Raw genomic sequence first — 13,763 nt, 5'->3', positions numbered from 1 at the left:
TAAGTGGTTTTCCGCCATGACGCTTAACTTTTCTGCCAAAAATCGTTAGGCTATAGCCGTTCTTTCACGGTATTGCTCTTATGAAACAGGAAACTGCCCTTAAGTTACTCAAAGCAGGAGAAAATGTCTTTTTAACCGGTTCTGCGGGTGCAGGAAAAACCTATACGCTGAATCAATATATTAATTATTTAAAAGCGCGTAAAGTCGCCGTCGCGATTACGGCATCGACCGGTATTGCAGCCACGCATATGAATGGTATGACCATTCACACCTGGGCCGGCATTGGGATTAAAGACTTTTTGTCCGAAGATGACTTAAAGCGCATGAAAGAGCGTAAATACTTAAAAGAACATCTGGAAAATGCCCAAGTTCTGATTATTGATGAAATTTCCATGCTGCATGCCAAGCAGCTGAATCTGGTCAATCAGGTGCTGAAATATTTTAAGGACAGTGATGAAGCCTTTGGCGGTATTCAGGTAATTGTGGCCGGGGATTTTTTCCAGTTGCCGCCAGTCGGTAAGAATGACGAGCGTAACCGCGATAAATTCTGCTTTATGTCGGAAGCCTGGGTAGAAGCCAAGTTTCGGGTCTGTTATCTGACCGAGCAGCATCGTCAGGGCAATGATTATCTGAATGACATCCTGAATGCGATCCGTGCGCAGGCGATTAGCCATGAACATCGCACGGCTTTACAGGCAACCCGACATCAAGAAATCGGCGATACCTATACGCGTCTGTATACCCATAATATGGATGTGGATAGTCTTAACTTTAAACATCTGAATGAAATTGACAATGATCCGCGCCAGTTTGATGCCCAGTGTGATGGCAATGAAAAGCTGATTGAAACTTTAAAATCTTCAGTACGTGCACCAGAAGCCTTAACCTTGAAAAAGCATGCCAAAGTCATGTTTGTAAAAAATAACTTTGATATGGGCTATATCAACGGCAGTCTGGGTGAAGTGATCAGTTTTGAAGAAGACGATGAATATGGTGTGCTGCCCAAAGTAAAACTGACCGATGGCACGACCTTGGTGGTGGAGCCGGAAACCTGGTCGGTAGACAATGAAGCTGGTAAGACTATTGCCAGTTTCCAGCAAATTCCTTTACGCTTGGCCTGGGCGATTACCATTCATAAATCTCAAGGGATGACCTTGGAAGCAGCAGAAATTGATCTGAGTCATACTTTCGAGAAAGGTCAAGGTTATGTGGCGTTGTCACGGTTGAAAAGCTTAAATGGCTTACGTTTAAAAGGCTTTAATGAACAGGCTTTGGAACTTGACAGTTTAGCGATTAAAGCTGATCGCCGTTTTCAGGAACTTTCTGATGAAGCCGAAGCGAATTTTGAAAATGTCGATTTGACTGCGCAGCATCAAGCCTTTATCCGTCACTGCGGTGGCACATTGAATGAAGCAGAAATCCAGCGCAATGAAAAGAAAATTTCCAAGAGTGGCACGAAGCAGAGTTATGCCACTGCCACACTGGATGAAACCCGAGCACTGTTTGAAGAAGGCTATGAAGTTGCGGATATCGCGACTGAACGTGGTCTGACGCCAGCGACAATCATTAATCATCTAGGCCGTTTACACAAAGAGCAGGGACTGGATATTTCGGTGGCTCATCCGGGTGAGGAAGTGGTGGAGCAGGTGCGTAAAATTTATAAACGCTTAACCAAACGTCAAAGTGCTGAGCATTTTAATGATGATGGCTCGATTAAGTTGCGCCCGATTGTAGAACTTACCACGCCTAAAATGGCCTATGACCAAGTCCGTCTGGCACTGTTATTTGTAGAGTAATCCCCGAAATGATCCTTCAGAGCTTTTAAGATGCATAGTTTATTCGTATACGGCACGCTTCGTCCGCAGCAACCCAATGCCCATGTCATGGAGCGGATTGGGGGAAGCTGGAAAGCCGCTTATATCCGTGGGCATTTGCAACAGCGTGGCTGGGGGGGCTGAATTTGGTAGCCCGGGCATTCAGCTCAGTGATTCGGGCGAGACTGTTCAGGGTTATGTATTTATATCTGAGCATCTTCCCCAATATTGGGAAGAGCTGGATGCGTTTGAAGGTGATGAATATCAACGGATTCCTGTTAAAGTATATTTGGAAAACGGCGAGATGATAGAAAGTTTGGTTTATGCCTTAAAAGATTAGACCGGTATTTGTCATGCAGTGAATTTTAAATTTTTATCAGGTCACAGCTTGTTAAAGATCATTCTATTTTTTTGTATTGCCTTTATTTTAGATTGGAAAGCTTATAACCAAGATGAATCTTCTGTTGATCTGATGACATATCCTGAGCAAGCTTGAAACACTGCTTTAAAGCTTGGTGCAAGGTAATCAACGGGCAATCTGCATATTTCCGGTCATGTGATTCTTCTTGAGAAATCTTTGCATACGGGGAATACGCGCTGATGATTTGAGTCTATTGCGTACCAATCAATAAGGATAAAATCCCGGCTGCAATCAGCGGCCCAACAGGTACGCCGCGTAACACCGCCACACCTGCTACAGTACCAATCAATAAGCCCGCGAAAATATCCGGTTGATTCGACATCAGTTTCACACCGCGGCCACCGAGCCAAGCCACAAAAACACCAATGGCAATGGCCAGTAAAGATTTCCAGCTGAGAAATGACTTGAGAATACTTTCTCCGGCAATTTTGCCACTCGCAATCGGTGCCAATACCCCGATGGTTAAAATAATAATTCCAATATTCAAACCATGTTGTTGTACATAAGGCAACAGGTCGTGTAGCGGGGTAATTTTAAGAACAATCAGTACCGCTGCAGCGATGGTGACAGCACTATTGTGACTGAATATACCACAGGCCAGTAATACCAAAAGAACCATCAAATTTAAATCGAGTTGTGACATGGGCGGGAGAGGAAACATGGAAAATGCCACCATTGTAGAGCGTTTCAGCTGGTGATACGAAGAAAATAAGCGAAGCAATCAATTTAGGTGTGTTTCAGGATAGAATGCACAACTCTTCACGCGATACAGGTTTAAGCAGATGCTATTGGAAAAAATGTTGCAGTCACAAGGTTTCGGTTCCCGCAAGCATTGTCAGCAATTGATTAAAAATGGTGCTGTTTCTATCCAGAATAAAGTGATTGATCATCCTAAACATAAACTGGATTTGAATGATTTAGACTTCGAGGTCTATGGCAAGGCCCATCGCTATCGAGAGAAAGTCTATATCGCTTTAAACAAACCGCAGGACTATGAGTGTTCGCATCAGGCCACGCATCATTTTAGTGTGTTTGATCTGTTTGATGAGATGCTGCTGAATCGTGGCATTCAATGCGTGGGTCGTCTGGATCAGGACACCACCGGACTGTTATTGTTGACTGATGATGGCCAGTTTCTGCAAGCGTTAACACATCCGAAAAAACATGTGGCCAAAGTTTATCAAATGCAAACGGCAGATCCAGTCACTGATGCTCAGCTACAGCAACTGGAACAAGGCGTTGAGCTACGCAATGAAAAAGGTATTTTTGCAGCCACTGAAGTGATACGTCTGTCTGAAAGCCGTCTGCAAATGAGCATTCATCAAGGGGTATATCATCAGGTGAAACGCATGCTGGCAGCCGTCGGAAATAAAGTCGAGCAATTGCATCGTGCTCAAATTGGTGCTTTGGCTCTGCCTGAGCTGGCTGAAGGAGAATGGATCTATTTAAATGCAGAACAGGTGGCTTTGGCAAAATTCCGTTCAGAAGAATAATTGAGTTATTCTTCTCAAGTTTATTTGAACGATCAGATTTTATCTCAGGAAACAATGATAGGTCTGAAACTCATTATCCTTAATAAATCCCATAGATTCATACAATTCATGCGATTGGTAATTGTTCTTTTGGGTTTCCAGGGTAATTCTTAAGGCCTGTTCATGTTTGGCAAATAAAATTGCGGTATCAATCAGTTGTCTGGCTGCACCCTGACGCCGAAATATCGGGGTGATATAGACATCATCCAGAATATAATAGGTCGAGCAGGCCACCGAAGAAAAACCCAGATACAGGATAATAAAGCCGGTAAAAGTATCATCTTTGGTATTAATGAAAATGACGGTCTGTCCATCTTCAAAACGTTGTTTTAAAAATTGGTAGGAGAGTTCGGGGTTAGAGGAGGTGCCATAAAATTGTCGATATTCATCGAATAATATCGCAAGCTGATTCAGGTCTGCTGATTGAGCGCGTCGTACGAGCATTGCATCCTCCATGCTAATTTTTTATTCATTATCAGCATCAAGCATAGCGAAGTTTGTCAGTGGCCGGCTTTAGAAATTGTTCGGAAATGCAACAATGTTAAATTTTGTCGCTTTCACCTAAAATGGCATTCAGTTCTTCAAATAAATCCAGATGATCATCATCGAGCTGGATTTCCTGATCATCCAGAGAATTGAGTGTTGAATTTGGCAAGCTGCTTTGCCCATTCTGGATCTCATTTTGCTTCAGTTTGCGCAGTCGGATCAGTTGTTCCAGATTAATATTCTGGTTTTCAATCGAGAAGGGGATCGATTTGGTAATCACCACCTGTTTGAAAAAAAGACGCACGGCCTGAGCTGGCGTAATCCCCAATTGCTTAAATACCGCAAAGGCTTGTTTCTTCTCTTGCGAGTCCAAGCGAATTTGATAAACTTCAGTTTTTCTCATAATATTTTTAAAGCTTTAAATTACTTAACTTTTCGCCTTTATTCTAATCAATTACGTTTGAAATTCAATCTTAAAGCGACCGATTTTAGAAAATAATCTGTAATGACAAGCGATTTACAGTGTCAATTCAAGTCTGGAGCTGAAATTCATGCTTTTCTGCGTGATCGGATCGATGAATTGAATATGTTGGGCCAATAAGCTTAAAGGGGCAGAAAAATCATCTTCGGCTTTGTGCGCTATCCGTGGATAAAACGGATCATTCTGAATTGGAATACCGAGATGATTCAAGTGCACGCGTAATTGGTGCTGTTTGCCAGTGTGTGGTTTCAGTTCATATTTGGCCCATTCTTTATTATGTTCTAACAGCTGGATTGCCGTTTCGCTATTGGCTTCGCCGTTGACCACCTGCATGGTATAGAAGGGCTGACCTTTTTCCATTCTTAATCGTGTGATCAATGGAAATTCTAAATCAGCCTTGTATGCTGCAATCGCATGGTAGGTCTTCTGCACTTGCCGTGTGGCAAACATCTGTTGATACAGGCCACGAGATTCTACATATTTTGAAATGAGAACCACGCCGGCCGTTTCACGGTCTAGCCGGTGAATCGGTGTTAAATGTTCATTGCCTGTTTGTTTTTTGAGACGAACCAGCAAGGTTTCCTGTACATACTGACCGGTCGGACTCATGGTCAAAAAGTGCGGTTTATCGATCACCATGAAATGCTCATTTTCAAATAAAATCTGATGTTGAAAAGGAACATGCACTTCATGTGCCAAAAATCGATAATAAAAACAATGACTATTGGCCTGAAATGGACTTTCTGTGCTTAATTGATGGCCCTGCGCATCATAGACCAGACCTTTGGCGAAACGGGCTTGCCATTCATCTGCTGCGATATGCGCAAATTGCGTGCATAAATAAGCAAAAACTGTCGGGGGTGCATCTAGACTATCCTGCAAGAACACTTTACTGGCACTGACCCCATTTAACATGGGCGGATTAAACTCAACAGTCGGATGCATGGCAGGCAGATCAACCTCTCAGAAACAGAAATGGTGAAAAAATACAGTTTCTCACACAGGTGAATAGGCTTTTAAAGCGTGGCGATGCTATCATATTTATTCTTTTGCATCATGTCGTGAGTAATATGCCTTATTCATTTAATGTCACTTTAAATCATGAAGACGATACCCAGAAACTGGCCAAGGTTCTGGCCGAAAATTTCCCTGCGGGAGTCGTATATCTGATCGGTGATTTGGGGGCAGGAAAAACGACCTTAACGCGCTATTATTTGCAACAGCTGGGTCATCAAGGTTCGGTGAAAAGTCCGACTTATACGCTGGTCGAACCGTATCAGATCAATGGGCAGGATATTTTTCACTTTGACCTGTACCGTCTGAATGACCCCTATGAACTCGAATTGATGGGAATCCGGGATTATCTGGAAACTCCGAATGCGCTATTTTTATTTGAATGGCCCTCCAAAGGTGGCGATGAAATTCCGCAAGCTGACCTGATTATTGAAATTTTAAAATCTGAAGATGAACTGACCCGTACTGCAAGCCTGATTTCCTCTAATCTTGCTTTGCGAGAGGCTTTGGAGCGTCAATTTTCACATGTCGAATGATTTAAGCCTACGCCGTATCCGTGCCCTTGATCCTGCGCTGGCCAACCAGATTGCTGCAGGTGAGGTGATTGAACGTCCGGCATCCGTGGTCAAGGAATTACTGGAAAACTCGATTGATGCGGGTGCGACCGAGCTGATCATCCGGGTGGAACAGGGTGGCAGTACCTTAATTGAAATTATGGATAACGGCCGTGGTATTCATGCTGAAGATCTGGCATTGGCCGTCATGCGTCATGCCACCAGCAAAATCCAGAGTGCCGATGAGCTGTATGCGATCAGCAGTTTAGGCTTTCGTGGAGAAGCGCTGGCATCGATTGCAGCAGTCTCACGCCTGACCATGATCAGCAGTCAAAATGAGGATGGCATTGGTTATCAGGTAGAAGTAAACGGTACGGCTTTTGATCATCAGCAGATTCAAGCGGTCGCGGCTTCGAAAGGGACGCATATCCGGGTTCAGGATTTATTTTTTAATGTGCCTGCGCGGCGTAAATTCTTAAAGAAACCGGGCACTGAATTTGGCCACATTGAAGAAATTGTACGCCGTATGGCACTGACGCATTTTGATATCCGGTTTGTGCTGGAACATAATGAAAGCATCAAGCTGAATTTACCCGTGGCGGACAGCGGTGCTTTACGTTTCCAGCGGGTACAGCAGTTATTGGGTCGTCAGTTCACTGAAAATGCTTATTGGATCGATGCTGACAGTATAAACATGCGTTTATCAGGCTGGCTTGGTCATCCCTCAGATGCGCGTGCACAGGCCGACTTGCAATATGTCTATGTCAATGGCCGGATTGTCAAAGACAAAACCATTTCTCATGCCTTGCGGATGGCTTATGATGGCATTTTGCATGGCCATCAACATGCGGCTTATTTGCTGTTTTTAGAAGTTGATCCTGAAAATGTTGATGTCAATGTCCATCCCACTAAGCATGAAATTCGCTTTCTGAATCAGCGTGAAGTACATGAGTTTGTACGGCATTATGCCAAAGAAACTCTGGCACAATTCCAGACGGCAACTGCTGATTTAGCAACTGCGATGAAAGTTGATGATGAACCTGTTGCACTTGTACCGCAACCGCGTTATCAGGAACAGTTTAGCCTGCACCAGACTGCGCATGCGCAGCAGCAATTATCCTCTAACCTACCTGTAGCTGCTAAAGATGAAAATGAGGCATCGGATGTCCTGACCGACTTTGAATCTTCGCGGCCGCAAACGGTACATTATGCGCGAGACTATAATGCGTCTTATGCAGGCTCGCAGCAGCTGAATAATGCCCTGCAAAGCTATCTGGCACCGCTGCGTGATCAAGCGTCTGCCTATGAGCCACAAGTTGCAGAGCAAGCCTTGCAAAGTCATATACAGGCCAAAGTCGATGAACATCCACTCGGGATTGCGATTGCCCAGTTACATGGGATTTATATTCTGGCACAAAATACCGAAGGGCTGATCATTGTGGATATGCATGCAGCACATGAGCGGATTGTCTTGCAGCAAATGAAATCGGCTTGGGATAAACCTGAATTCTGGACATCACAGCAATTGCTGATTCCCAAAGTGGTCAACATCACTCGAATGCAGGCGATGCGGGTCGAAGAACTCAAAGAGCAGTTAATGCGTTTGGGGCTTGAAATTGACCAGTATGGTGATGAACAGGTGATTGTGCGTGGCGTACCTGCCATTTTGCACAAAGCAGATTTTGATGCACTGATTCCCGAGCTGTTAAATGATCTGGATCCGAATGATCAGGTACAGGGTCTATTGCAGAAACGTGACCAGATTCTGGCAGGTATGGCCTGTCATGGTGCAGTACGTGCGCATCGCATTTTAAGCCTGTCTGAAATGAATGCTTTACTGCGTCAGATGGAACACACTGAATTTGCCAGTCAATGTAATCATGGCCGTCCGACTTGGCGCGCTTTTCCATTGAATCAACTAGACAAACTTTTTGCTCGAGGAGAGTAGTTTTACATGTCCAATCAATTGCCGGTCATCAATTTAATGGGGCCAACTGCAAGTGGTAAAACCGCTTTGGCATGTGAACTGTATGAGCAGGGAAAATTCGAGCTGATTTCGGTCGATTCTGCGCTGGTTTATCGGGAAATGGATATTGGTACAGCCAAGCCTTCTAAAGAGGAACTGGCGCGCTATCCGCACCATCTGATCGATATTATCAGTCCACTCGAAGTCTATTCTGCGGCAAACTTTGTTGAAGATGCTTGCCGGTTAATTGATGATATTCATGCACGTGGTAAAACACCGATATTGGTGGGTGGAACCATGCTGTATTTTAAAGCCTTACTTGAGGGGTTGTCAGATAATCTGCCCAGTGCCGACTATACGATTCGTGCTGAAATTGAAGCCAAAGGCGAGCGAGAAGGTTGGGAGGCTGTTTATGCAGAATTAAGTGCCGTAGATCCCGTTGCTGCGGAGAAATTCAAGGTTAGTGATAAGCAGCGTATTATTCGTGCCTTAGAAGTGTTTAAACTGACCGGTGAGCCGATTACAAAACTACAGGCAGAGCAACCTAAAAACTTACCATATCGTTACAGTTTTTATAACTATGCACTTATGCCAGATCGGTTAGAATTACACGGGCGTATTGAACAACGTCTGCAAATGATGTGGAAAAACGGTTTTTTAAATGAAGTTGTTAGTTTAATTGAAAAATACGATTTTAATGAAAATCTACCTTCTATGCGTTCGGTAGGTTACCGTCAAGCTATAGAATTCTTAAAAAATGCTGACAAAACCAAGGAAAAGCAACAGGAAATGGAGGATAAAGCTTTATTTGCGACACGACAACTTGCAAAACGTCAATATACGTGGCTGAGGTCTTTGCAAGAAAAGCATAAATTTACAACATATTTTACGCTACAGCAGGCTCAACAAGACTTGCGAAACTGTCACGGATAAAGCAAAATTTAGGGACTATCTTTTTTATAATTTTTAATTGAAAAATAGAGATAGTTTTTGCGCTGATTTTTAATTTTTTTTTGGAGTTATAACATGTCTAAAGGTCAAACTTTACAAGATCCATTCTTGAATTCTCTCCGTAAGGAACGTATCCCAGTATCTATCTTTCTGGTAAACGGTATTAAATTACAAGGTCATATCGAGTCTTTCGACCAATACGTGGTTTTATTAAAAAATACAGTAAGCCAAATGGTTTATAAGCATGCAATTTCAACTGTAGTGCCTGCACGTAATCCTCGTCCTGCTGGTGCGCCTGCTGGTCCACAAGGTGCTGGCTTTGGCGGTCAAGGTACTACTGGTGGTTTCGGTGGCGGTCAAGGCGCTGGCTTCGGTGGTCAAGGTGGCTTCGGTGGCGGTCAAGGTGCTGGTTTTGGTGGTCAAGGTGGCTTCGGTGGCGGTCAAGGCGCTGGCTTTGGTGGTCAAGGTGGTGGCTTTGGTGGTCAAGGCGGCTTCGGTGGCGGTCAAGGTGCTGGCTTCGGTGGTCAAGGTGGCTTTGGTGGTCAAGGCGCTGGCTTTGACAACGATACTAAATTTGAAGATACTCAAGACGACGAAAATAATCGTTAATCGAGTCTGAAAATTAAAAAAACCTCTCATCGAGAGGTTTTTTTATGCCTGTAAGTTTTGCATGGATAAAAATTAAAAAGCCAGCAATCTAGCGCTGGCTTTTTAAAATGGATCTGGGCTTAACGATTACGTTTAGGATCCAGTTGTGGATCTTTGATTTCTACATAGGCATTGCTACGTGTTTCACGTAACCAGCTGTCCAGCTCGGCATCAAACTGACGTTCACCAAGTAATTGACGGGCCATACGTTCTTGATATTCCTCTGTCATATCCTGTTGACGTGTTTCGCTGACTTGCAGGATATGCCAGCCAAACTGGGATTGAAACGGTTTACTGAACTGCCCCACTGGGGTGCTTTTCATTTGCTGTTCAAACTCAGGCACCATTACCCCAGGGCTTACCCAGCCAAGACTGCCACCATCACGTGCTGAACCGGTATCATTGGAGAAGGTTGAAGCTAAAACAGTAAAATCTTCGCCTTGTTGCAGGCGGCTATATAAACTGTCAATCATCTGTTTGGCATTTTCCGGACTGACTACTTCAGAGGGTTGAATCAGGATGTGACGGGTCAAGTATTGAGGAACCAGGGCTTTTTGTTCGCCACCTTTACGTTCTAGTAGCTTGAGTACATGTACCCCATCAGCAACCGGAATGAGTTCAGAGGTTTGACCTGGCTGTAGGGTCGTGACACGTGCAGCCAGTTCTGCCGGAATTTCTGACAGGCTTCTCACGCCCATGTCAGCAGCTTCGACTTTAATGCCGCCAGTGCTGTATTTTTTGCTGATCGCCTGAATATCATTGCTGGTATTCAGCTCTTGCTTTACCTGTGTAGCAATCTGTTCCGCATTTTCGCCGCTTACACGTAAATGCAGCACATGTACCTGGCTGCCGAGTAAAGCCTGACCTTGCGGGGTATTTAGGAAGTTTTTAACATCCTGGTCTGTGATTTGAATCCGTGAAGTCACGACTTGTTGACGTAAACGATTCAGCGCTAAATCTTCCGCAATACGGTTGCGTAAAGAAGCATAGGTATTGGGCGCCATGGCATCCAGTTTTTGCTGGAAAGCTTCCAGACTGGTTGAGCCCGAATCACGGGCAACTTTCAGTACTGCGTCATTCAGGGATTTTTCATCGGGACGAATATTGTAGCGTTTAACTTGTTCAAGTTGTGCCTGACGAATAATGAGCTGCTCTAAGGCTTGTTGCTCAAGAAATTGTTGGGGTGGAACTGTCTGATTTTGCTTTTGCAGCTGATGAGAAATCTCGGCTACACCTTGAGCCAGATCACTACGCAGAATGATACTATTGTCGACCACAGCTACAACTTCATCTTTAGGTTGGGCAACAGCAAACGTCGTCATCGCTGAAGAAAGGCATAGCGCAAGTGCAGTCGCTTTAAAAATTTGTTTTAACTGTTTTGTCTTCATTAACGTTCTGTCCAAGTTTGATTGATATTGTTAAAACCTAGAATGCGATTTTCTAGTAATGAGGTGAGTTTGCTGCTTAACCCACCTAAGCCTTTCAGGCTGACCTCGGCCATAATAGCGCGTTTGGCTTTGACGTTTGAATCATTAACGTCGTCTAAGTCATTGTAATATGAACGACCATATACAGAAACTCCCCAACAGCATGACTCATAGTTGACCCCAAGTAAATATTCTCGTGCGACACTATTGTCGAGGTCAAACTGCGCATGTCCTACCAGACGCCAGTTGTTGGCAAGCGGCTGAATAAAGGAGCCGACGATATGATCATAACGGTCTTGACGGTTCGGAATATCTTTACGATAGAAATAGCCGACGTTGTATAGATTGCCCTGATCGCCAGTATAATAAACCTGCACATCACGCTGCGCATTTTGACCATTCGACATCCAGCTGGAGTTTAAATTGACATGGACATTATTCGATAGCTGACTGGTGAGCTGAATGACAGGCCCTGTATGGCTTTCACGGTCAAATTTGTCTGCATCCTGTTCCAGTGTGACACGGCGATCTTCAAAGAAGAAACTTTGACCGACACTCGCGCGTAGGCGTTCCAGACCTTCTTCATTAAACAGGCTATAACTCAGGCCTAAAGAGGCAAAGTTATTGTCTTCCAAGCGGTCGTTGCCATAGAAGCGACGCGCACTGAAAAGCTGATCATAATTAATCGAAGCAACGACTGAATCAAAGTTAGGTTGATTCTGCTGGTTTTCATAAGGTGAATAGGCATAGAACAGACGAGGCGTTAAGGTCTGTAAATAGGTGCCTTCTTTTTCGAAAATTAAGCCGGTGTCCAGTGTGAATTGTGGCACCACAATGGACTGGCTTTCACTAGAACCACCACGGTCTCGGGTTTTCTCATCATAGAAGGTATTGATGTTGCGTACAGATGCTTCCGGAATAAAAAACGACCACGGGTTATAGTGATTATAACGCACCGAAAAGTCGTTATAGATGCGGGTGCCACTTGGTTGATAAATCTTGTCATCATTTTGAGGGATATCAGCAAAATTTCTCAGGTCTTTCTGGAAATAAGCAGTATCGTTATTAAACTCAAGCTGTAATCCGAGTGGATTGCCAGTTTTATAATTGACTAAAAGCTGTGGCAAACGTGCATAAGGACGATCTTCATCCAGTACAGTTGGATCGAGTGTCTGGAAATCTTCGACTTTGAATTGTGCCTTTAAGCCGGGAATACCATTTTTATAATTGACTTCCCAGGCGCGGCGCAGGTTTAAGTCAGTTTTTGAGTTCGGGTTATTGTCCAAGTCGGCAAAGTAATCTTTGTCTGAGGCGTAATTATATTCCAGATTGGTCGAGAACTGATCGTTGATTTGCCAATTATGCAAGTAATGTAAGCTTTTACGATCCTCATTATCATAACTTTCATCCGAAGGTAGATAGCCACCCCAGATGCGACCTTCACCATAATTTTCTGTCAGATAACGGAACTCGCCATCTAGCATGGCACCACGATCACCAATATAGCGCGGCGTGAGGGTAGCATCATACTGTGGGGCCAAATTCAGATAAACAGGAACACCGAGTTCAAGTCCGCCATCATTGGTAAAACCAAAAGTTGGCGTTAGAATGCCGGTAGTACGGCGGTCATCAATCGGGAAGTTGAAATAAGGTATTGCCAATACCGGAACGTCTTTGACATACAGTTTGGTATTGCGGGTTTCACCACGTCCGGTTTCCTGATTCAGCTTGATCTTTTCTGCCTGTATTTTCCAGGTCGGCTTTTGCTCAGGCGGGCAGGTAGAGTAAGTGGCATTTTCCAGTTCTATGGTATCAGTCGATGTTTTGGCAATCTTTTCTGCACGACCGTGGGCATGTTGCTGCTCTGCAATATAGAAACTGTTGTTTAAATCGCCCTGTTGGGTTTTTAAATTATAGTTAATATCATCACTTTGTGAGATCAGACCGCCTTGTGCTAACTGTACCTGACCTGCTGCTTTGGCATAGGTCTGGGTCTGATCAATGGTCACTCGTTCGGCACGAATCTGGCGACCTTGCTGGTCAATGATGACATTGCCTTCTAAATAAGAGTCACCTGCTGGATTGTAGTGACCATAATCTGCAGTAATGGTGGATGTAGCCTGATCTGGCGCAACGGTTGCTGCATCTGGGGCAATCGGGGTAACCCAGGCACCTTCACAATAAGCCGAACTTAAATACTGTCCCTGGCGTTGCTGCGCTTCAGCCGAGGATTTATCGACATAGTATTGTGAAAAGAAGGCTTCACCTGGATAGGTCTCATTAATGCGCTGTTTGAGTTGTTCTGCATTTACATCGGATGAGACAGTTGATGCAGCATAGCTTGAGGCTGAGCTGCCACATAAAAGGGTTAAGATCGCAGTCGCTAGAGGGTTGATTTTAAAGTGATGCTTCATTTGTCTCATTAACCAATCATGCTTTTATCGCAATTAATTATTGTCGCATCATAGA

At 44.2% G+C, this 13,763-nt stretch carries 12 protein-coding genes and 1 pseudogene; 7 read left to right on the top strand and 6 right to left on the bottom strand.

Annotated features, from left to right (window positions below; all coding sequences use genetic code 11):
* Positions 1-80 precede the first annotated feature (80 nt).
* A complete protein-coding gene (locus tag FTU42_RS07150) occupies positions 81-1,796 on the top strand; it encodes an AAA family ATPase (protein ID WP_180083209.1) in 1,716 nt (571 codons plus the stop codon).
* A gap of 30 nt (positions 1,797-1,826) precedes the next feature.
* Positions 1,827-2,154 (top strand): annotated as a pseudogene (locus FTU42_RS07145) (gamma-glutamylcyclotransferase family protein).
* A gap of 271 nt (positions 2,155-2,425) precedes the next feature.
* Here the strand turns inward: FTU42_RS07145 and FTU42_RS07140 are convergent.
* Complete coding sequence (locus tag FTU42_RS07140; RefSeq protein WP_180083217.1) at positions 2,426-2,878, bottom strand: DUF441 domain-containing protein; 453 nt, start codon at positions 2,876-2,878, stop codon at positions 2,426-2,428.
* A 139-nt stretch (positions 2,879-3,017) separates the two neighbouring features.
* Here FTU42_RS07140 and FTU42_RS07135 point away from each other — a divergent pair, with 139 nt between their 5' ends.
* On the top strand, positions 3,018-3,728 hold the full coding sequence (locus FTU42_RS07135; protein WP_180083208.1) for a pseudouridine synthase: 711 nt from the start codon (positions 3,018-3,020) through the stop codon (positions 3,726-3,728).
* A 39-nt stretch (positions 3,729-3,767) separates the two neighbouring features.
* Here FTU42_RS07135 and FTU42_RS07130 read toward each other — a convergent pair whose 3' ends face one another.
* The 3 genes from FTU42_RS07130 to FTU42_RS07120 form a co-directional block, all read right to left on the bottom strand.
* Positions 3,768-4,211, bottom strand: coding sequence for an N-acetyltransferase (locus FTU42_RS07130; RefSeq protein ID WP_005097355.1), 444 nt, complete (start codon positions 4,209-4,211; stop codon positions 3,768-3,770).
* A gap of 97 nt (positions 4,212-4,308) precedes the next feature.
* On the bottom strand, positions 4,309-4,656 hold the full coding sequence (locus tag FTU42_RS07125) for a type II toxin-antitoxin system RelB/DinJ family antitoxin (RefSeq protein ID WP_005097354.1): 348 nt from the start codon (positions 4,654-4,656) through the stop codon (positions 4,309-4,311).
* A 114-nt stretch (positions 4,657-4,770) separates the two neighbouring features.
* A complete protein-coding gene (locus tag FTU42_RS07120; protein ID WP_005097353.1) occupies positions 4,771-5,679 on the bottom strand; it encodes a pseudouridine synthase in 909 nt (302 codons plus the stop codon).
* A gap of 125 nt (positions 5,680-5,804) precedes the next feature.
* Between FTU42_RS07120 and tsaE the strand changes: the two genes are divergently transcribed.
* The 4 genes from tsaE to hfq all read left to right on the top strand — a co-directional run bounded on the left by tsaE (position 5,805) and on the right by hfq (position 9,828).
* Positions 5,805-6,284 carry a tRNA (adenosine(37)-N6)-threonylcarbamoyltransferase complex ATPase subunit type 1 TsaE gene (tsaE, locus tag FTU42_RS07115; RefSeq protein WP_005097351.1) on the top strand — a complete coding sequence of 160 codons (480 nt, stop codon included), beginning with the start codon at positions 5,805-5,807 and terminating at the stop codon, positions 6,282-6,284.
* The gene (gene mutL, locus FTU42_RS07110) at positions 6,274-8,250 is read left to right on the top strand and encodes a DNA mismatch repair endonuclease MutL (protein WP_180083207.1); all 1,977 of its coding nucleotides are present in this window, start codon (positions 6,274-6,276) and stop codon (positions 8,248-8,250) included. The genes tsaE and mutL overlap by 11 nt, the downstream gene beginning before the upstream one ends.
* 6 nt (positions 8,251-8,256) lie before the next feature.
* Positions 8,257-9,201, top strand: coding sequence for a tRNA (adenosine(37)-N6)-dimethylallyltransferase MiaA (gene miaA, locus FTU42_RS07105; protein WP_180083206.1), 945 nt, complete (start codon positions 8,257-8,259; stop codon positions 9,199-9,201).
* 93 nt (positions 9,202-9,294) lie between these two features.
* Entirely contained in the window at positions 9,295-9,828 is a 534-nt protein-coding gene (gene hfq / locus FTU42_RS07100; RefSeq protein WP_180083205.1) for an RNA chaperone Hfq, read from the top strand.
* A 119-nt stretch (positions 9,829-9,947) separates the two neighbouring features.
* Here hfq and FTU42_RS07095 read toward each other — a convergent pair whose 3' ends face one another.
* Both FTU42_RS07095 and FTU42_RS07090 read right to left on the bottom strand, forming a co-directional pair.
* A complete protein-coding gene (locus FTU42_RS07095; RefSeq protein ID WP_180001292.1) occupies positions 9,948-11,255 on the bottom strand; it encodes a peptidylprolyl isomerase in 1,308 nt (435 codons plus the stop codon).
* Entirely contained in the window at positions 11,255-13,708 is a 2,454-nt protein-coding gene (locus tag FTU42_RS07090) for an LPS-assembly protein LptD (RefSeq protein WP_180083204.1), read from the bottom strand. Before FTU42_RS07090 ends, FTU42_RS07095 begins: the two co-directional genes overlap by 1 nt.
* Positions 13,709-13,763 lie beyond the last annotated feature (55 nt).

The organism is Acinetobacter sp. YH12102 (genome assembly GCF_013419125.1).
In the GTDB taxonomy this organism is placed as follows: domain Bacteria; phylum Pseudomonadota; class Gammaproteobacteria; order Pseudomonadales; family Moraxellaceae; genus Acinetobacter; species Acinetobacter pseudolwoffii.
The sequence above is the reverse complement of the archived record's forward strand: the minus strand, read 5'-3'. Positions and strand labels throughout refer to the sequence as shown.